The sequence below is a fragment of the Paenibacillus zanthoxyli JH29 genome, assembly GCF_000520715.1.
GTDB classification, from domain to species: Bacteria; Bacillota; Bacilli; order Paenibacillales; family Paenibacillaceae; genus Paenibacillus_AQ; species Paenibacillus_AQ zanthoxyli.
In genome coordinates this window covers 1-17,091 of the sequence record NZ_ASSD01000364.1, presented here as the reverse complement: position 1 = coordinate 17,091, position 17,091 = coordinate 1, and the positions used below count along the sequence as shown (strand labels likewise).

At 51.7% G+C, this 17,091-nt stretch carries 16 protein-coding genes and 2 pseudogenes; 13 read left to right on the top strand and 5 right to left on the bottom strand.

Features of this window, described 5'->3' with window-relative positions; translation table 11 throughout:
* The 7 genes and pseudogenes from L691_RS32820 to L691_RS0113415 form a co-directional block, all read left to right on the top strand.
* Positions 1 to 382: pseudogene (locus tag L691_RS32820) on the top strand (ABC transporter permease); the annotation flags it as partial.
* On the top strand, positions 366 to 1,160 hold the full coding sequence (locus L691_RS0113440; protein WP_025691028.1) for an ABC transporter ATP-binding protein: 795 nt from the start codon (positions 366 to 368) through the stop codon (positions 1,158 to 1,160). The pseudogene L691_RS32820 and the gene L691_RS0113440, both read left to right, overlap by 17 nt.
* 260 nt (positions 1,161 to 1,420) lie before the next feature.
* Positions 1,421 to 2,143 (top strand): MgtC/SapB family protein, encoded by a 723-nt coding sequence (locus L691_RS0113435; protein ID WP_025691027.1) that lies wholly within the window; start codon positions 1,421 to 1,423, stop codon positions 2,141 to 2,143.
* An 81-nt stretch (positions 2,144 to 2,224) separates the two neighbouring features.
* Positions 2,225 to 3,223, top strand: coding sequence for an aldose 1-epimerase (locus tag L691_RS0113430; protein ID WP_025691026.1), 999 nt, complete (start codon positions 2,225 to 2,227; stop codon positions 3,221 to 3,223).
* A gap of 48 nt (positions 3,224 to 3,271) precedes the next feature.
* On the top strand, positions 3,272 to 3,973 hold the full coding sequence (locus L691_RS28820; protein WP_232229179.1) for a TraX family protein: 702 nt from the start codon (positions 3,272 to 3,274) through the stop codon (positions 3,971 to 3,973).
* 24 nt (positions 3,974 to 3,997) lie between these two features.
* Positions 3,998 to 5,512: a copper amine oxidase N-terminal domain-containing protein gene (locus tag L691_RS0113420; protein WP_025691025.1), complete on the top strand. Its 1,515-nt coding sequence runs from the start codon at positions 3,998 to 4,000 to the stop codon at positions 5,510 to 5,512.
* A gap of 153 nt (positions 5,513 to 5,665) precedes the next feature.
* Positions 5,666 to 6,055: pseudogene (locus tag L691_RS0113415) on the top strand (nitroreductase family protein); the annotation flags it as partial.
* Positions 6,056 to 6,227: 172 nt separating this feature from the next.
* On the opposite strand, the gene L691_RS28815 reads toward L691_RS0113415, so the two are convergent.
* Complete coding sequence (locus L691_RS28815; RefSeq protein ID WP_025691023.1) at positions 6,228 to 7,322, bottom strand: peptidylprolyl isomerase; 1,095 nt, start codon at positions 7,320 to 7,322, stop codon at positions 6,228 to 6,230.
* Positions 7,323 to 7,517: 195 nt separating this feature from the next.
* Positions 7,518 to 7,856, bottom strand: coding sequence for a hypothetical protein (locus L691_RS0113405; RefSeq protein WP_025691022.1), 339 nt, complete (start codon positions 7,854 to 7,856; stop codon positions 7,518 to 7,520).
* Positions 7,857 to 8,030: 174 nt separating this feature from the next.
* Between L691_RS0113405 and L691_RS0113400 the strand changes: the two genes are divergently transcribed.
* Entirely contained in the window at positions 8,031 to 9,128 is a 1,098-nt protein-coding gene (locus tag L691_RS0113400) for a lactonase family protein (protein ID WP_025691021.1), read from the top strand.
* Between the two features lie 124 nt (positions 9,129 to 9,252).
* Here L691_RS0113400 and L691_RS0113395 read toward each other — a convergent pair whose 3' ends face one another.
* Positions 9,253 to 9,474 carry an RNA chaperone Hfq gene (locus L691_RS0113395; protein ID WP_025691020.1) on the bottom strand — a complete coding sequence of 74 codons (222 nt, stop codon included), beginning with the start codon at positions 9,472 to 9,474 and terminating at the stop codon, positions 9,253 to 9,255.
* 112 nt (positions 9,475 to 9,586) lie between these two features.
* Between L691_RS0113395 and L691_RS0113390 the strand changes: the two genes are divergently transcribed.
* The 4 genes from L691_RS0113390 to L691_RS0113375 all read left to right on the top strand — a co-directional run bounded on the left by L691_RS0113390 (position 9,587) and on the right by L691_RS0113375 (position 15,297).
* A complete protein-coding gene (locus L691_RS0113390; protein ID WP_025691019.1) occupies positions 9,587 to 10,228 on the top strand; it encodes a phosphatase PAP2 family protein in 642 nt (213 codons plus the stop codon).
* A 57-nt stretch (positions 10,229 to 10,285) separates the two neighbouring features.
* On the top strand, positions 10,286 to 11,320 hold the full coding sequence (locus L691_RS0113385; protein WP_025691018.1) for an FUSC family protein: 1,035 nt from the start codon (positions 10,286 to 10,288) through the stop codon (positions 11,318 to 11,320).
* Between the two features lie 231 nt (positions 11,321 to 11,551).
* A complete protein-coding gene (helD, locus tag L691_RS0113380) occupies positions 11,552 to 13,900 on the top strand; it encodes an RNA polymerase recycling motor HelD (RefSeq protein ID WP_025691017.1) in 2,349 nt (782 codons plus the stop codon).
* 107 nt (positions 13,901 to 14,007) lie between these two features.
* Positions 14,008 to 15,297: an MFS transporter gene (locus L691_RS0113375; protein WP_025691016.1), complete on the top strand. Its 1,290-nt coding sequence runs from the start codon at positions 14,008 to 14,010 to the stop codon at positions 15,295 to 15,297.
* A gap of 87 nt (positions 15,298 to 15,384) precedes the next feature.
* Here the strand turns inward: L691_RS0113375 and fsa are convergent, their stop codons facing one another.
* Positions 15,385 to 16,047 (bottom strand): fructose-6-phosphate aldolase, encoded by a 663-nt coding sequence (gene fsa, locus L691_RS0113370; protein WP_025691015.1) that lies wholly within the window; start codon positions 16,045 to 16,047, stop codon positions 15,385 to 15,387.
* 136 nt (positions 16,048 to 16,183) lie between these two features.
* Here fsa and L691_RS28810 point away from each other — a divergent pair, with 136 nt between their 5' ends.
* Complete coding sequence (locus L691_RS28810) at positions 16,184 to 16,795, top strand: GNAT family N-acetyltransferase (RefSeq protein ID WP_025691014.1); 612 nt, start codon at positions 16,184 to 16,186, stop codon at positions 16,793 to 16,795.
* A gap of 11 nt (positions 16,796 to 16,806) precedes the next feature.
* Here L691_RS28810 and L691_RS0113360 read toward each other — a convergent pair whose 3' ends face one another.
* A complete protein-coding gene (locus L691_RS0113360) occupies positions 16,807 to 17,004 on the bottom strand; it encodes a hypothetical protein (protein ID WP_025691013.1) in 198 nt (65 codons plus the stop codon).
* Positions 17,005 to 17,091: the final 87 nt, after the last annotated feature.

The following is a 17,091-nucleotide window of genomic DNA, read 5'->3' as shown; positions in this document are numbered from 1 at the left end:
GGCGCTCTCTGGAGCGCTCATTGCCCAGTACCAGGCCTTTGCCGATTCCTCAATGGGCATCGGGATGATCGTTATCGGCCTCGCCTCCGTTATTATCGGCGAAGCAATCTTTGGCTCGCGCAGCGTGTTCCGCGCGACGCTGGCGGTTGTGCTTGGCTCGATTGTGTACCGGATTGTTGTCGCACTTGCGCTGAGGGTGGAATGGCTTGACGCCTCCGACCTTAGATTAATAACGGCCATTATCGTAATAATAGCCTTGGTGTTCCCATCGGTGCAGCGCTTCCTCAAGCAAAAGAACAACGCCCGCAAGCGTACGGCTGAGCTGGCCGAGCAAGCCTTGAAGGGCAAGAGAGGGGGGGCTGCTGATGCTAAGGCTCGATAATGTATCCAAGCTGTTCAATCCGGGTACGCCGGACGAGAAAATTGCGCTGCTCGGTATCGGCCTGGACCTGAATCCGGGTGATTTCGTAACGATCATCGGCAGCAACGGAGCCGGGAAGTCGACGCTGATGAATATTATTTCCGGTGTCATGAAGCCGGATCTCGGCGAGGTCCTCATCGAAGGAAGCTCGATCAGTCATTTGGCCGAGCATCAGCGCAGCCGCTGGATCGGGCGGGTCTTTCAAGATCCGATGGCCGGTACGTCTCCCCATATGACCATCGAAGAGAATCTGGCAATGGCTTACAAGCGCGGCAAGAGCAGAGGTCTGTCCATCGGCGTAACATCCTCGAAGCGGACGTTGTTCCGCGAAGAGCTTCAGCGGCTTGGCATCGGCCTGGAGAATCGTCTGCGGGCGAAGGTGGGTCTTTTGTCGGGAGGAGAAAGACAGGCGCTCAGCCTGCTGATGGCCACCTTTACGAAGCCGCAAATCTTGCTGCTGGACGAGCATACGGCTGCCCTTGATCCAGCCAGAGCGGATCTGATTACGCAGCTGACCGAATCCATCGTTCGGGAGATGAAGCTGACTACTCTGATGGTAACCCATAATATGGAGCAGGCCATCCGGCTGGGCAATCGGCTTATTATGATGGACAAAGGACAGATTATCCTTGATATCGACGAGAAGCGTAAAAAGGACTTGACGGTAGAACGTCTTCTAGGCGAATTCGAGACCATCAGCGGACACAAGCTGGCGGACGACCGAATCGTGCTGGGCTAAGCAGCAAGCTTCGCTGCAACTCGGATGCTTGCTCCGGATTATCGGTACATGCATCCTTTTTTATAGCTTATTATGTATTGAATTCTATGCAGAAGCGGGCAAGCATAAGTATTACAACAGCTCTCACCTTCTAAATCTATGATGCTACAATCACGAAGAATATAGGCTCCACGCCAGTGGGGTCTTTTGCTTTCATTACATTGTTAGTAACAGCATGTTGCCCAATAATGTAACTTATACCCTTGAAAGGAGGTCGGACGATGGATGAGCATATTGTATCCATGATCAAACTGCTCATTGCTATGCTGTTTGGTCTATTCATTGGAATCGACCGGCAACTAAAGCAGAAACCGCTTGGCATTCGGACCAGTATGGTCATCAGCATCGCCAGCTGTCTTGTTACAATCGTATCCATCCAAGCCTTTGAAAAATTCTCGGGTCCGGATCATCCTAATATGGACCCAATGCGGCTGGCGGCGCAAATCGTAAGCGGCATCGGCTTTCTGGGTGCGGGCGTTATCCTGCGCAGAGGCGGCGATGCCATCTCCGGCCTGACATCGGCGGCGCTGATATGGACGGCGTCGGGAATCGGCATCACAGTGGGTGCAGGCTTCTATATCGAAGCGGGAATTGCCGTCGTGCTGCTCATTTTTGCAGTCAATGCGGTTCCTTGGCTTATCCGCACCGTCGGTCCGCAGTCGCTTAACAATCACGACATTTCCGTTAAGATTACTATGGCGAGCGATGAGGCCATAGCTGAAGTCATCAATAAAATCGAAAATCGGGTAGGATATAGTAAAGGCAAGACTAAAAGGAAATTCCGTGAAAGAATGGTCCGGCGGATGAGAATCAAGGACCTGGATGACGGGAGACAAATGATCGATATGGTGCTGTCCGCACCCGACCGCGATTTTTGCACCGAAATCTATTATGATTTAAAGGATATTGAGTATATCTTGAACGTTGAAGTGGAGCAGTTGTAAGTACGAGATACACACGGAATAGAAATATGGTAATCTATCATTAGTGAAGCAATTACATTATTTAGAAACCGGGGTGATCTAGTGGATATAGAGGCATACGAAGGACAATTTGAGGGAGAAGATGCGGTGTGGCTCAGAGCCGGGCGTTATGAAGCGGCGGTGCTGCCGGCATTCGGCGGCAACTTGATTGCGTTCCGTGATACGCAGAGCGGTTATCGGTTCCTGCGCGAACCGGGAACGGAAGGTATGGATGCTTTTAAAGAAAGCCCTGGAGTGTACGGGATACCCGTGCTGTTCCCGCCGAACCGCTACGAGGACGGAAAATTTCCTTGGAACGGACAAGTATATCGTCTGCCGATTAACGAGGAAGCTACAGGCAACCACCTGCACGGTTTTTTACATACAGCGGCTTGGCAGGTGGAAGACTTTGGGGCCGGGAAGAACGAGAGCTATGTTACCATAGCGGTAAAAGTGGACGAGAATCATCCATCTTACAAATATTTGCCGCATCAATACACCGTTAAGCTGCGTTACGGCCTGTCGGAAGCGGGACTGTCCCAACAGGTTCTGATTCGCAATGACGGGGATGAGACGATGCCCTGCCTGCTGGCTTTTCATACGGCGGTCAACGCTCCGTTTGCCCGGGAAAGTGCCGCAAGCGATTACCGCGTGAAGCTAACGATCGGTAAGCGGTGGGAGCTTAATGAGCGGATGCTTCCAACGGGGAATTATCAGCCTCTGACACCTGAAGAGACAGAGCTTCGGGAAGAAGGTGTATACCCGTTCTTTGCTCCGCTGGACAATCATTATACAGCCGTCCCGCAAAATGGGCGCAACCGGATGGAACTTACCGATACCAGACTCGGTGTGACTCTGGTGTATGATGTGGGCACATCCTACAAGCAGTGGATGATCTGGAACAACGGGGCGACGGAGGGCTTTTTCTGCCCCGAGCCGCAGATTAATCTGGTCAATGCGCCGAATGTGCAGCTGCCGGGCGAAGAAATCGGCTTGTTCAGTCTGCAGCCGGGCGAGTATTGGGAAGAAACCGCGAGACTGTATGTAAGAAGATTGGGATAATGGAGAACTCTATACCGGATTTAGCGCAGACTTGATTGGAGGACCTAAATGCAGCTTATTGCCATGCTTACCATGCTGATTGATCATATCGGATATATCTTTTTTCCCCAGGATCTTGGGTGGCGATATATCGGAAGAATTGCGTTCCCCATCTATTGTTATGCGCTTGTCCAGGGGCATCTCTATACCTCCTCCAAGTCCCGATACTTGCTGCGGCTGCTCATTATCGCGCTGATCACGCAAATTCCGTACAATTTGGCCCTTGATCCGGGAGGACTGAATGTCGTCTTTACGCTGCTCCTTTCCGAACTCGTGCTAATTGCGCTGGATAAGCTGCCCAAGCTGTGGATGGGCATTGGGGTTGCAGCTCCGATCCTTTGGGTAATGGACTATTTTCCGCTTGATTATAATGCGTACGGGCTGCTTCTGGTGCTGATCTTCCGCTATGCCCGTTCGTACGGGCTCGTGCTTGCGCACTTGACCCTGAATGCAGTTTATATGTTCTATTACGGCCGCTTACGGTCCCGAGCTTTGGGAGCAACTGCGAAAGCGGCGCGTTCCGCGCTGGGTTTGGTGGTCATTTTACCCGGGGCACCTGGCTGTGCTTGCCATCATCCGGCTATTATATTATGGCGAATTGCCGGAAATGGACTGGAGAAGTATTTTCGTTATGTAAAAGTATGTAAAATCGGCATGCCCTATCCATTTACAGAATATCCCTCACCTGAGATAATAATTTTGCATGTCTAAATCAAAAGAGAGAAGAGGGATTCAATGAGAAATGTGAAAAAAAGAGCGAAGTGGCTGCTGCCAATCTTGGCGCTGCTGCTTGTGCTTGCGGGATGTCAAACGGTAGGCGGCCTGGATTTAAATAAGGCGCTGCTGGGCAATCTCGACGTAAAATCAGCGGAGGAGAGCGTGTCATTCTCTCTGAACGCGGTCCCGGCACCGGGAATCAGCGCCGAAGATCAGAAAATCATCGATCTTATCAATTCCTTCACATTAAACGTAAGTCATTTGAAGCTTCAAGAAGGCGGAGACATTTCTGCCAGCGGGACACTTGGCTATAAGCAGGCCAGCATTCCATTTACTTTTTACATGAGCAAGACGGTGCTCGCCTTGAACGTTGAAGGAGCCAAGAAACCTTTCTATTTCCCGATGGAGGCTTATAATCAGGAACTTTCGGCGGCTGGACTTGATGTAGAGAAGGCGGAAGGTCTCAGCAAGCTGATGAGCCAGTTTGTAATTAAGAATCTTCCCAATCCATCCGCAATCAGCGTAACCCCTGTTAACGAAGCTGTGTATGGCGAGTCTTTGAACCTGATGAAGGTGCATGCCGAAGTAACGGGAGAAGAACTGCCTGGACTGTTAAAAGCTTTCCTGAAATCCGTGTCAAAGGATACGGAGGGCTTTACCGAACTGATCAGCGGTCTGTACGATTATTTGCTGCCGGTGCTGAAGCAGGAGTCGACAACGGATATGCTGAGCAGCATTGGGCTGGGTGACGTTCCGATAGAAAATAAAGCGGAGGTCGTTACCGTCCTTCATGATGCGGCCAAGCTGGCGGTCGATACGGCTCTTCTGGTGTATGACAAGCAGCTCGACAAGCTGTATGAATCGGCCCCCGAAATTAAGACCGTTCTTAGCAAGGATACGAAGCTTCAGGTTGATCTGTTCATTGACAGCGCCCTGCACGTCCGCAAGCAGAACCTGAGTCTGAACGTGGCACTGCCGAATGACGTAGGTATTCCAATCCGGAGCATTTCCTTCAAGACGGAAACCCAGGTATGGAACATTAACGGTCCGGTCAAGGCGGACCCGATCGCAACGGAGGGCGCCTTGAACGTTATGGAGACGGAGCTTACACCGGGCGTGGTTCTGCGCAATTTTGCTGCGGATTCAACAGTTTGCCGTGTGCTTAAGGACGATCTTGGCATTACTAAAAAATCGGTTGTGATTGACCCGGAAACGGATTATTCCGATGCTGTTGTTAAAGGGACGACGGCGATGATCCCCCTTCGTTATTTGGCCGCTGAGCTGGATGCCCAGGTGGAATGGGACGCGGCAACCCAGCGGATCACAGTTACCGACGATATTTATGGAACGACGATCGTCCTGAGAGCAGGCTCGAAGGATGCCGTTATAGACGGTGCGAAAGTCAAACTGCCACAGCCGGTGTATTTTGACCAATACGGCAGAGGCTATGTGCCGCTGCGCAGCATAGCCGAGGCACTTCATGCCCAGGTGAAAGTGGACGACGAAGGCCTGATTTATATTACGCGCGATTAGACTTTCATATCTGTACTGAATAAGCCCTGCCGCTTCCTTAACGCAGTATGCGTCGAAGCGGCAGGGCTTTTGATTTTGGGGAGGAAGCAGCCCCGGCGGTACATGCAACAGGGTTTAACGCTGCTCGCGGTTCAGAATAATCTCAAGAGAGGGCGCCAAATCGTGCCCACTGAGCAATTTGAAGGTACTGCCCAAAAAATGGCTGCATTCAAAGCCGGAGCAGGTACGGTTCTCTTTTTTGAAGATCAGACCGTCGTAGAGAAGCTGCAAGCAAACTTTGCTGCGTATGCAGATAATTTCCCTATTTGGTCCAACCAGTCTTCCGGTATGCTCCAGCATGTCGTATGGACCGCTCTGGCAGAAGCCGGCGTAGGCGCTTCCCTGCAGCACTACAACCCGCTGATCGACGAAGAAGTGAAGTCGACATGGGAGCTCCCGGCAAAATGGAAACTGATTGCTCAAATGCCTTTCGGCGGCATCGTGACCGCTCCTGGCGAGAAAGAGTTCCAGCCTGTTGAAGACCGTGTAAGGGTATTTAAATAAGACCGGGCGATTTCGATTGCCACCGTGCAGGCCAAGAGTGGGGCGAGCATTGCGGCAAGAGAATCCGGAAGGAGCAGCATTGATTAAGCCGTCTCGCTTAGGATCTTTAAGTAAAATTCGCAAAAAAGGACAGGCGACGAATCGCTTGTCCTTTTAGGTCCAGGCTTGCTTATTATTGAGCAGCGGCGCTTGCTTCCGGCTTAGCGGAGGCTTCCGGCGCTGCAGAGGCTTCCGCCTTCTTAGCGTCGGCCAGCGTGTTCGTAATTTTCGCTCCCGAGGTCAAAGTCTGCATCCAGGTGCCGGACATTTCGTTGACTTTCTGGGAAATCAGCGTTTTACGGATTTCTTCCTTCGAATTCTCCAAAGTTGGTGTAACAGCGTCCTTGTGGTCCGTTACTTTGATGATGTGGTAGCCATATTCACTCTTGACAGGCGCGCTTACTTCACCGGCCTTCATTTTGAAGGCTGCATTCGAGAATTCGGCAACCATATCGCTGCGCTTGAAGAAACCAAGGTCGCCGCCTTTGTCCTTGGAGCCGGGATCTCCCGACTTCTCTTTGGCCAATGCTGCGAAGTCTCCGCCCGCTTTGAGCTGCTTCTCGATCGCGTCGGCTTCTTCTTTCGTCTTAACTAGAATATGGGAAGCGCGAACCTGTTCTTCCGAACCGAGCGAGGCTTTGTTTTCATTGTAGTAGGTTTGGATATCTTTATCGGTAATTGTGATTTTTGGCTCAAGCAGCTTGCGTACCTTAACCTGAAGCGGCAGCTGCTCCTTGAGATCGTCTATCGTCATACCGCTTTGAGAAAGTGCGGAATTCAGGCCTTCCTCGCCGCCGAACTGCTTCTTGAGGTCTTCGATTTCATTATTAATATCGGCATCGGTAACGGTAATCTTGGCTTTCGCGGCTTCCTGATCAACAAGCTCCTGGGTAATCATGGATTGCAGCGTCGACTCGCCGCCGGCTTGCACCAGCTTGTCGTACAACTCGTTCTTGGTAATATCTTGGCCGTTTACGGTAGCGACTGCAGCTTCACCGTCTGCCTTCTGGAACGTCGGATAAATCAATACAACAACAAGCGCGGCCGCCAGCACGATCGAGGCGATCATCCAGCCTTTGCCGCCCTTGGATTGGGCCGGTGCGTTCGCCGGCGGTTCGCCAATCTTGTCCATAACAGGGATTTCCTGTTCAGTATTATTGACTGCGGCTTCCTCCGATTTCGTGGGGATATCCTGGTGCTCTCTCTCGTTCAAATTCTTCTCATCCATTGTAACAATGACTCCCTTCAGTTATAGGTGTTGCCTGTCTTCATACAACTTTACCAGAATTCTGCCCTCCAAACCTTAAGATGACATAAAAAAACGGATTTTCTTTTTAAGAAAGCCTTAATTAAGCCAAAAAAGCCGGAAAATCACGGTTTCCCATGATTTTCCGGCTTCAAGAGGTTAAATGCGGCAGCTGCTTCAAGAAACCATGCCGCCAAGAAGCTGGCGGATGGACTCCTGCTTTCTTTTAGGGATGCGTACCCGCTTGGCGTAACCGCCTTTTTCCCCGAAATAAATGCAGTCGTCCTCGATGGAACTGATCTTGCTCAGGTTGACATAAACGCCTCCCTGAACATGAAAATAGCTCGAAGATTTTAGCAGCCCGTCGAGCTGCTCGGCAGACATTCTCTTTTTAATATTATAGTTTCTGCCGTGAAAGATGACCAGGTCATGATTGCCGACCTTAAAGAACAGAACGTTCGTCTCCACCTCGAAGTCCTCATATACGTTTCCGGCTTCCAGTAGAATGCTGTTCATTCCTGTTCCCCCTTTAAACATGATGTTAGCGCTTCCATTATAACATGAGCTTCTTTTGCTGAGAAGGTTTATTTTTAAAATAATTGTTGTAATTATACCCATACGATTTGTCATGGACAAAGAAAAAATGTAAATTATAAAAAGCAAGCTAAAGCAAAGAGGAGGAATAATAATATGACCGAATCATCCAAGCTGCTGCTGTTCACAGGATCTTATTCCGGGGCCGGGGAGAGCGGTATTCATGTATTTCAGTTTGACCCAAGCGGAGGCGCCCTGACATTGCTTGACGAAGTGAACGGGATTGCGAACCCGACATTCGTCAATGTTAATGCGCAGGGACATCTCCTGTATGCCATTGGCGACAAGCAGAACGAGGAAGGAGTAAAGGAAGGGGAAGTGGCTGCATATGCAATCGACCCGGCGTCCGGGGTGCTGACGGAGATCAGCCGGACAGGAACGATGCCCGCTGAAGGAAAGAAGCAGACAAGCACCTGCCATATTAACCGGGATGCTGGCAACCGGTATCTCATCGTCACAAGCTATCATGGCGGAAACATTGGGCTGGTCTCCCTTGACGGCGAAGGACATACGGTGCGGCTGACCAGTAGCGCCGTCCATACGGGCCATGGTCCCCATCCGGAACGGCAGGACCGGCCTCATCCGCATTCGGCGACATTCAGCCCGGATGAACGGTTTCTGTTTGTCTGCGACTTGGGGCTGGACGTGATCAGGGCTTACACGATTAACTATGAGAAGGGAACGCTTGAACCCCACGGGGACACCAAGCTTCACCCGGGAGCTGGTCCCCGTCACTTTGCCTTTCATCCGGACGGACATTCCGCGTATGTTATTAATGAAGTGGATTCAACAATTACTTCCTTTACATATGAAGCCGGAAGCGGCACGCTTAGAACGGTTCTCACCGTGCCTACACTTCCGAAAGACTTCGCCCTGGAAAATACGTGTGCGGAAATCGCGCTGTCTCCCGACGGGCGGTACCTGTACGGATCGAATCGCGGGCATGACAGCATTGTCGTATTTGCGGTCAACCCGGCAACGGCAGAGCTTGACTTGGTTGAGCATGTGTCCACCCGCGGCGGCCATCCGCGCCATTTTACACTGACGCCGGACGGCGGCTACCTCATCGTTGCCAACCGGGACGCCAATAATCTGGTCGTCTTTGCACGGGACAATGAAAGCGGGAGGCTGACGTTTACCGGAAATGAGGCGGAGGTATCCAAGCCTGTCTGCATTAAACCGGCTTTGTTCTAGGAAATCTGCTAATGATGGGCAGCGGATAAGAACAGCGGAGAAAAACGCCGGGCTGCTAAGACCGGCGTTTTCTGCTGAAACAGTAGGAGACGGCAGAAGAAAGCAAAATGGCACGCAAGCAGCATTACCTTAGTGATACCGGCCTTAACGGCACAATCGTGGATACGGCAGATTTGAACAGCACATTCTGTCGACCGTCATTTTGACCCTGCAAGGTTAATGTGTAAGCGTCATAAGCGGTCAAAATGCCCTGGATTTTTACTCCGTTCGTCGTAAAGATTGTTAGCGGAACCTTTGTCTGAACGAACTGGCTCAGCAAGCGTTCCTGCAGCTTTTGAATTTCCACTTTGGCAGCACTCCATCTTTTTATAGTTGACTACTTTACCAAGTATAGCATGGAGAAGGTATCCTCTGGAAACGGCATCTATTCGTAATATGTACTCAGGAGGCAATAGAGAATGATTTCTTGGCATTGGTCCAGGGGTTTCAAGCTTTTCCTGCTGTTTGCGGTCATCTTCGGGCTGATTGCCGTTCTGGTCGCATATAATTACACGGCAGCGTTTGATGAGCGGATTATTCATTTCGTCCAGTCCGCCGAATCGCCTGCGCTTACGTCTGCAGCCAAGACGCTGTCCCTGGTCGGGTCGTCCAAGATCGTCATCGGCCTGTCGCTCGTTATTATGGCTGCCCTGTTTCTGTTTTTTAAGCACCGATTGGAGCTGCTGCTGTTTCTGTGGGTAGGTGTAACTTCAAATATGCTCAACACGATACTAAAAGACTCTATTCACAGGGAGCGGCCGAACATCCACCGGATTATCGAGGAGCCCGGCTTCAGCTTCCCAAGCGGCCATTCGATGGCCGCCTTCTCCGTGTACGGCGCGCTGACCTTTCTGTTATGGCGCCATTTGCATTCTTCTGCCGCCAGGGTTCTGCTGGTTGCCGCCTGCTTCCTCATGACGGCTGCGATCGGCTGGAGCCGGATTTACCTCGGCGTGCATTATCCAAGCGATGTAATCGGCGGATACGCCGCAAGCTGCGCCTGGCTGATGCTGTCCATCGCTTGGTTCGAGGCTTTGCGCGCTTCTTCCCTCAATGGGTAATAATAAGAAGATCACGTTTGCACAAGCTGATACAAGGAACAATAGGAGGGATGGGCCGTGAATTTTGGCGCCCGCGTACTTAAAACGGGGCTTGCGGTAACACTTGCCCTATATCTGGCCACGCTGCTGAAGTTCCCCTCGCCAACAGGTGCGGGTATAGCGGCCATATTCGCATTGCAGCCGTCGATCTACAGATCCTGGCGGCATTTTCTTGACCAGGTTCAGACCAGTACGATCGGGGCGGTTATGGCGCTGCTCGGCGGCATGCTGTTGTCCAATCAGCCCATTGCGGTGGGGATTGTCTGCATTCTGGTCATTATGCTCAGCATGAAGATGAACCGGGCGGACACTATCGGGCTGACCCTTGTCACTGTCATATCCGTGATGGATGCATCCGGGCAGTGGCAGTTTGCGCTTAACCGTTTTTTGATGCTGATGACGGGGATTGTGTCCGCTTTCTTCATTAACATTTTGGTTTTTCCGCCGAAGCCGCGAAAGCAATATATCAATCAGATCGAAAGTGTCTTTTCCAGTCTATCCCTGCTGCTGCGGACCGCCGTTTCCCATGAAATGAAAGAAAGCGTGTTCCGGGACGAGAAGAACTCCCTTGAAGGCTCTATCCGCTCACTGGCTGACAAGTACGCCCTCTTTGAAGAAGAACAAAAAAAGCTGCGAAAGCCCAAATACAGCGAGACCAGACAAATGGTGGTTTATAAAAATTTGCTTTCATCCTTGCAAAAAGGCTACGAAGTGCTGGATGCGATTGACCGGCATTACTTTCAAGCGGAGCGCAGCCAGGAGACCAACGCCGTGTTCGACCGGCATCTGGAGCTGCTGATCAAATACCATGAGCATATTCTGCTGAAGTTCCAGGATAAGATCAAACCGGGCATTTCGGAGACGGGGCCGCTTGGAGATGATAATGACAGCTTTCTGGAGTCGGTGGTTCAGGGCTATGAACACGGTAACCCAAGCCGTCTTCGGCTGGCGGTTGTCGCAGGCGCGGTCTATGATTACGGTTATCAGCTGGAACGCCTCGACAGGGTTGCGGATCAAATTAACCGGGGCTCTGAGGAAAAAGACAAGCTGTGACCCTGCGAGAGCAGCTTATACTATGCTAAATAAAAATCCGGTTCCTCTCGGGAACCGGATCACTTGGCTTATATATGAGAATATGCTGTAGTACAATAACTTGATTAGAACAGTGAAAATTGTTAAAATGGAAAAATGCCATATAAAGCAAGAGTTATTTTACATAGATATTCCTACCGATTATAACATGCTTTATATGTGGTGTCAACCTATAAAAGGGGATGAGTTGCAGTGTCCATTAACGAAACCGAATGGAAAGAAGAACAGAATCGGGTAGACCGCGTTACCGGACTTCTGAAGCGTCATATCCGGGCCCTCTCCGAGGAGCTGGGACTGCATCGCAGCGATGTGGTTGAGCTTCGCAAGGATTTCTGGGAAGAGGTAACTGTCAACTTCAGCAGCCCCGACGATCTTGGAGAAACCTCCACAAGTCTGCGGCAGCAGGCTCAAGTCTTGTCGGAGCGCGAACGTCATCATTTGCAATCCAGCAAAGCGCTGAAAAAATATAAAAAGCTTGTCGTGTCTCCTTACTTCGGACGGATCGATTTCGCCGAGGCGCCGGAAGGGGAGACGGAACGCATTTATCTGGGTATTGGCTCCCTTATGGAAGACGACGGCACTTTTCTTATCTATGACTGGCGCGCGCCGATATCAAGCCTCTATTATGACGGCGCGCCGGGAACGGCCTCGTTCGAGACCCCGGCAGGGACTGTAAGCGGAGAAATGAGCCTGAAGCGCCAGTTCGTCATCCAGGACGGAAAGATAGAGGTATTGTTCGATACCGGCATGACGATCGGAGACGAGCTGCTTCAGCAGGTGCTGAGCCACAGCGCAGACGACCGGATGAAGAATATTGTGGCCACCATTCAGAAGGAACAGAACGCCATTATCCGCAACGATCGCAGCCGAATGCTTATTGTCCAGGGGGCGGCCGGCAGCGGCAAGACATCGGCAGCGCTCCAGCGGGTCGCCTATCTGCTGTACAAATACCGCGACACCCTTCAGGCTGACCAAGTCCTGCTGTTCTCGCCCAATCCGCTCTTTAACAGCTATGTGTCCACCGTTCTTCCCGAGCTGGGCGAGGACAATATGCAGCAGACGACATTCCAGATGTATCTGGAGCACCGCCTGGGCCAAGAATTTCAACTGGAGGACGTATTCACCCAGACGGAAACGCTGCTGAACAGCCCGGAAGGTCCCGAGACGGACGCCCGGAGGGACGGAATCGCCTATAAATCTTCGGTTGCGTTTCTTGATGCCATCTGCAGCTATGCGTTCAGGCTGGAGCGGGAAGGGATGCTCTTCAAGCCGCTTATGTTCCAGGGCCGGGCTATCGTGGGCAAAGATGAAATGGAAAGGAAGTTCTACAGCTACGACCCTTCCATCAGGCTGGCGAACCGGATCGACCTTATGACCGGCTGGCTCCTGAAGAAGATCGCCCTGTTCAGCACCGAGGAGCGGAGTGCGGCCTGGGTGGAGGATCAGATCGAGCTGCTGGACTCCGCTGAATACCACCGCGCATATCGGATGATGAGGCGCAAGCAGCGGGGCAAGGAGGAGACATTCGACGATTTTGACTTGGAAAAAGAAATGCTCGCCCGCTACGTGGTCAGCCAGCGTCTCAAGCCGCTGCGGGGTTGGGTCAAGCGCGGCCGTTTTGTCGACGCCAAAGGGCTTTACTCCCGGCTGTTTCAGGACAGGGAACTGCTCGAAAGCCTGAACGGCGGCACCGCGCTTCCGGAGAGTTGGAACACTGTAAGCAGGCAGACGATGAATGCGCTGGCGGAGGGCAATCTTTCGTACGAGGACGCCACACCGTTTCTTTATTTAAAGGAGCTCAGTCAGGGATTCCATACCAATACCGTCATACGTCATGTGTTCGTGGATGAGGTGCAGGATTATTCGCCGTTTCAGCTGGAATTTATGCGGCGCATGTTCCCAAGAGCCAAAATGACTGTGCTTGGCGATCTCAACCAGGCGATCTATGCCCAGGGAGAGGCGCTCGGCGAGCTGGCGGGGCTGGTTAGCATTTACGGGGAGGAATATACGGAAGTGGTGTCCCTGACGCAAAGCTACCGTTCCACCTATGAAATTGTGGAGTTTACCCGTTCGATGATTCCTGGCGGCGACCGGATTATTCCATTCAACCGCAGAGGGGAAGAACCTTTGTTAAGGGAAGTATCAGGCCGCGATGAGTTGATCTCCCGGGTGGAAGAGGATATTCGGGATTTGCATTCCAAAGGCTATCATTACGTTGCGGTGATCTGCAAGACGGCTGAGGAAAGCTCCCGGATATATGACGGCCTTAAAGATAAGCTGTCGATACAGCTCGTGACAAAGGATACGCCGAATTTTCAAAAAGGAACGCTGGTTCTGCCTGCTTATTTGGCAAAAGGCGTTGAGTTCGACGCGGTAATCATCTGCGACGGCTCCGAGGAAAGCTATGGCAAAGAGAGCGAACGGAAGCTGTTCTACACGGCCTGTACACGGGCGATGCATATCCTGCATATTTTTCACCTCGGGAAACCGAGCCGGTTCATACCCGTCAAAGCGCTGAATACCGGTACTCATGCCCAATAGACCGGGGCTTCTGGGCAAGCTGTTTTAATAAGGCTATTCTTGAATAATCGGGGCGGAACGAACCACAATAAAGAATGTTATGAACCAATAGCAAAGGTGGTCCGTAGATGAAAGATAAAAAATGGGATCTGCTGGCGCTGGCGTCTATCCCCCTGATTATGACGCTTGGAAATTCGATGCTGTTGCCTGTGCTTCCTCAAATATCCCGAAAGCTGTCGATCAGTTCTTTTCAGGTCAGCATGATCATAACGGTATACGGCGTCGTCGCGATTATTATGATTCCCGTTGCCGGATATCTTTCCGACCGGTTCGGACGCAAAGCCGTTATTCTTCCCAGCCTGATCATCGCCGCTCTGGGCGGAGGCGTGTCTGCGGTCGCCGCATGGTTAATGGGAGGGATCTCCGCGTACTGGGTGATTCTGGGAGGGCGTTTATTGCAGGGGATCGGAGCGGCGGGGGCATTTCCCATCGTGCTGCCTTTTGTCGGTGATATGTTCAAGGATGAAGAGGAGGTAAGCAAAGGGCTCGGACTGATTGAAACCTCCAACACCTTCGGCAAAGTGCTCAGTCCGATTCTCGGCGCGTTTCTGGGGACGCTGCTATGGTTCCTGCCGTTTATCGCTATTCCTGCGCTCTGTCTGATGTCCTTTCTCCTGGTCCTATTTTTGGTCAAAAGTCCGAAGTTAAAAGAAAGCGAAACCTCCACTGTTCCGCAGTTTCTCGCGGGCATCCGGAGCGTGCTGCATGAAAAAGGCCGCTGGCTTTACGCCATATTCGCCGTAGGCTGCATCTGCATGTTCGTCACCTTCGGCGTTCTCTTCTACCTGTCGGAGACGCTTGAATCGGTGTACCGCCTGCGCGGCGTCTTGAAAGGTCTCGTGCTGGCTGTTCCGCTCGCGCTGCTGTGCCTGTCCTCCTACGGAGCCGGTAAAATAATCGGCAAAAACAAAAACTTGATGAAATGGATCGGATTTGGAGGTATGGCGCTGCTCACGGCATCCATGGTAATCACAGGCTTTTATAAGGGGATTTACTACATGGTGGGATTTCTTGGACTTGCCGGAATCGGCATCGGCGCCGCACTTCCCTGCCTGGATGCGCTGATTACCGAAAGCATTGAAAAAGAGAACCGCGGCACCATAACTTCCCTGTACAGCAGCATGCGATTTATCGGGGTGTCTTTAGGGCCGCCGTCAGTATCCCTGCTGATGAATGCCGGTCACTGGATTCTGTTCGGCACGATGGCGGCAGTCGGAGCTGCAGGAGGGCTGTTAACCTTATTCGCGATCAAGCCGAGCAAAGGGGAAGGGGAAAAGGGAGAGAAGCTCTCCCGTTACAAGGCCGATCCTGCCGTTCCGAAGGCCGCCTTCGGGCATAAGAACCGGTCCCCGGTCTAACCTTCAGGAACGGTAAATTACGAACCCGACGAAAAAAAGCTCTTGCCCGGCGGTCCGGGCAAGAGCTTTTTGGAGTGCGGTCAGAACTTATTGCTGCTGCTTGGCAACCTGGGGAACCTTTTCCCAGTCTTTCAGGAAACGCTCGATGCCATTGTCGGTCAGCGGATGCTTCCACAGAGAAGGCAGCAGCGAACCCGGAATCGTGGCGATATGCGCTCCGGCGAGAGCTGCCTGCTCAACGTGAGCGATATTTCTGATGCTGGCGGCAATGATTTCAGAGGAAAGACCGTAGTTGGAAAGGATGGTCTTCAGGTCTTTAATCAGCTTCATGCCGTCCACACCGATGTCGTCCAGACGGCCAACGAACGGGCTGATAAAGGTAGCGCCCGCCTTGGCGGCCATAAGACCCTGGGCTGCGGAGAAGATCAGAGTCACGTTCGTTTTGATGCCCTTCTTCGTGAGCTCATAGCAGGCTTCCAGACCATCTTCCGTCATCGGCAGCTTGATCACGACATTGGAGCCCCATTTGGCGATTTCGTAAGCTTCTTCAAGCATTTCCGCTGCTTTCAGACCAATAACCTCGGCGCTGACAGGTCCGGGAACGATTTCAACAATTTCTTTGATAACGTCTTTAAACAGTCTGCCTTCCTTGGCGATGAGTGATGGATTTGTCGTAACGCCGTCCACCAAGCCAAGGCGTGTAATCCGCTTTATTTCATCAATATTTCCGGTGTCCAAGAAAAATTTCATTTTCTGTATCCTCCTCTGAGTTCCAGATTAAATGTAAAGCAGTTTGGATAACTACATTATGAGACATGGCAGTGAAAGATTCAACTGTTATTTTGATTATCTCAAACTAACATTTTATAGTATAGGGATCGTGCGGATGGTCAAAAAAGCACTTTTTTTGCAGAAAAAAATCGTCGTTTGGCGTAAGGGGCATTTTCGCCCGGAGCTTGACGTGTTAAGATTAATCGGCATGGCTAATTCCGTTAAAGTGACGGCGGAAAGGAAGATGGAAGTGGTTAACACCGAAGTGGAATATGTAATTGTGGACTCCGGCGATTCTAACCTGCGGCGTTTGGTCGCCAGGCTTGACGAGGAGCTTATGGAAAGATATCCGAAGGAGCGGATTTACGGGGTCGATTTCGATCATCCCGATGTCCGTAGAATAACCTTTGTTATCGCACGGCGCGAAGGTGAAGCGGTTGGCTGCGGAGGAATCCGGCCGCTGGAAGGCGCGGAACCGTCAGCGGCCGAGCTGAAGAGGTTCTTCGTGGACCGGAGCTGCCGCAAGCTGGGAATTGCCGCCGGGATGCTGAGATACCTGGAAGACCGGGCACGCGAGGGCGGATTCCGCGAAATGAGGCTGGAGACGGGCAGCGAGCAGCCGGAAGCGATAGCGCTTTACTTGAAACACGGCTACCGCCCGATTGACCGGTTCGGTATATATTCGGATGATCCGGCTTGTCTCTGCTACGGCAAGAGCCTGGATTGATTCTTAGGCCGTCAGGCGTGATATTTGCCGACTGGCTCGTTCAGCACCCATTCCAGCATCATGATCATATCATCCAGCCGGGCAAGCTGTGACGTTAGACCCGTACGCCCCGGATCGTCTTCCTTCAAGGGAGCGATTCGCGACTCCAAGGATCTGCGCTGGAGTGTCATCTCGTTAATTTTGGATTTAATCTGATTTTCGGTTCTCATCCGGAAATCCTCCTGAAAGTAATGAAATTAGGCAATACACAGATACTAAACTATTATAACGGCAAATAGGGGTGTAACCAAATGAAC

Excerpts from the sequence above, each read along its gene's own strand:
- L691_RS0113400 (WP_025691021.1), top strand. The coding sequence starts at position 8,031 with ATGACCGAATCATCCAAGCTGCTGCTGTTCACAGGATCTTATTCCGGG.
- L691_RS0113420 (WP_025691025.1), top strand. The coding sequence starts at position 3,998 with ATGAGAAATGTGAAAAAAAGAGCGAAGTGGCTGCTGCCAATCTTGGCG.
- L691_RS0113435 (WP_025691027.1), top strand. The coding sequence starts at position 1,421 with ATGGATGAGCATATTGTATCCATGATCAAACTGCTCATTGCTATGCTG.
- L691_RS0113375 (WP_025691016.1), top strand. The coding sequence starts at position 14,008 with ATGAAAGATAAAAAATGGGATCTGCTGGCGCTGGCGTCTATCCCCCTG.
- fsa (WP_025691015.1), bottom strand. The coding sequence starts at position 16,047 with ATGAAATTTTTCTTGGACACCGGAAATATTGATGAAATAAAGCGGATT.
- L691_RS0113440 (WP_025691028.1), top strand. The coding sequence starts at position 366 with ATGCTAAGGCTCGATAATGTATCCAAGCTGTTCAATCCGGGTACGCCG.
- L691_RS0113360 (WP_025691013.1), bottom strand. The coding sequence starts at position 17,004 with ATGAGAACCGAAAATCAGATTAAATCCAAAATTAACGAGATGACACTC.
- L691_RS28810 (WP_025691014.1), top strand. The coding sequence starts at position 16,184 with ATGGTCAAAAAAGCACTTTTTTTGCAGAAAAAAATCGTCGTTTGGCGT.
- L691_RS0113390 (WP_025691019.1), top strand. The coding sequence starts at position 9,587 with ATGATTTCTTGGCATTGGTCCAGGGGTTTCAAGCTTTTCCTGCTGTTT.
- L691_RS28815 (WP_025691023.1), bottom strand. The coding sequence starts at position 7,322 with ATGGATGAGAAGAATTTGAACGAGAGAGAGCACCAGGATATCCCCACG.
- L691_RS0113405 (WP_025691022.1), bottom strand. The coding sequence starts at position 7,856 with ATGAACAGCATTCTACTGGAAGCCGGAAACGTATATGAGGACTTCGAG.
- L691_RS28820 (WP_232229179.1), top strand. The coding sequence starts at position 3,272 with ATGCAGCTTATTGCCATGCTTACCATGCTGATTGATCATATCGGATAT.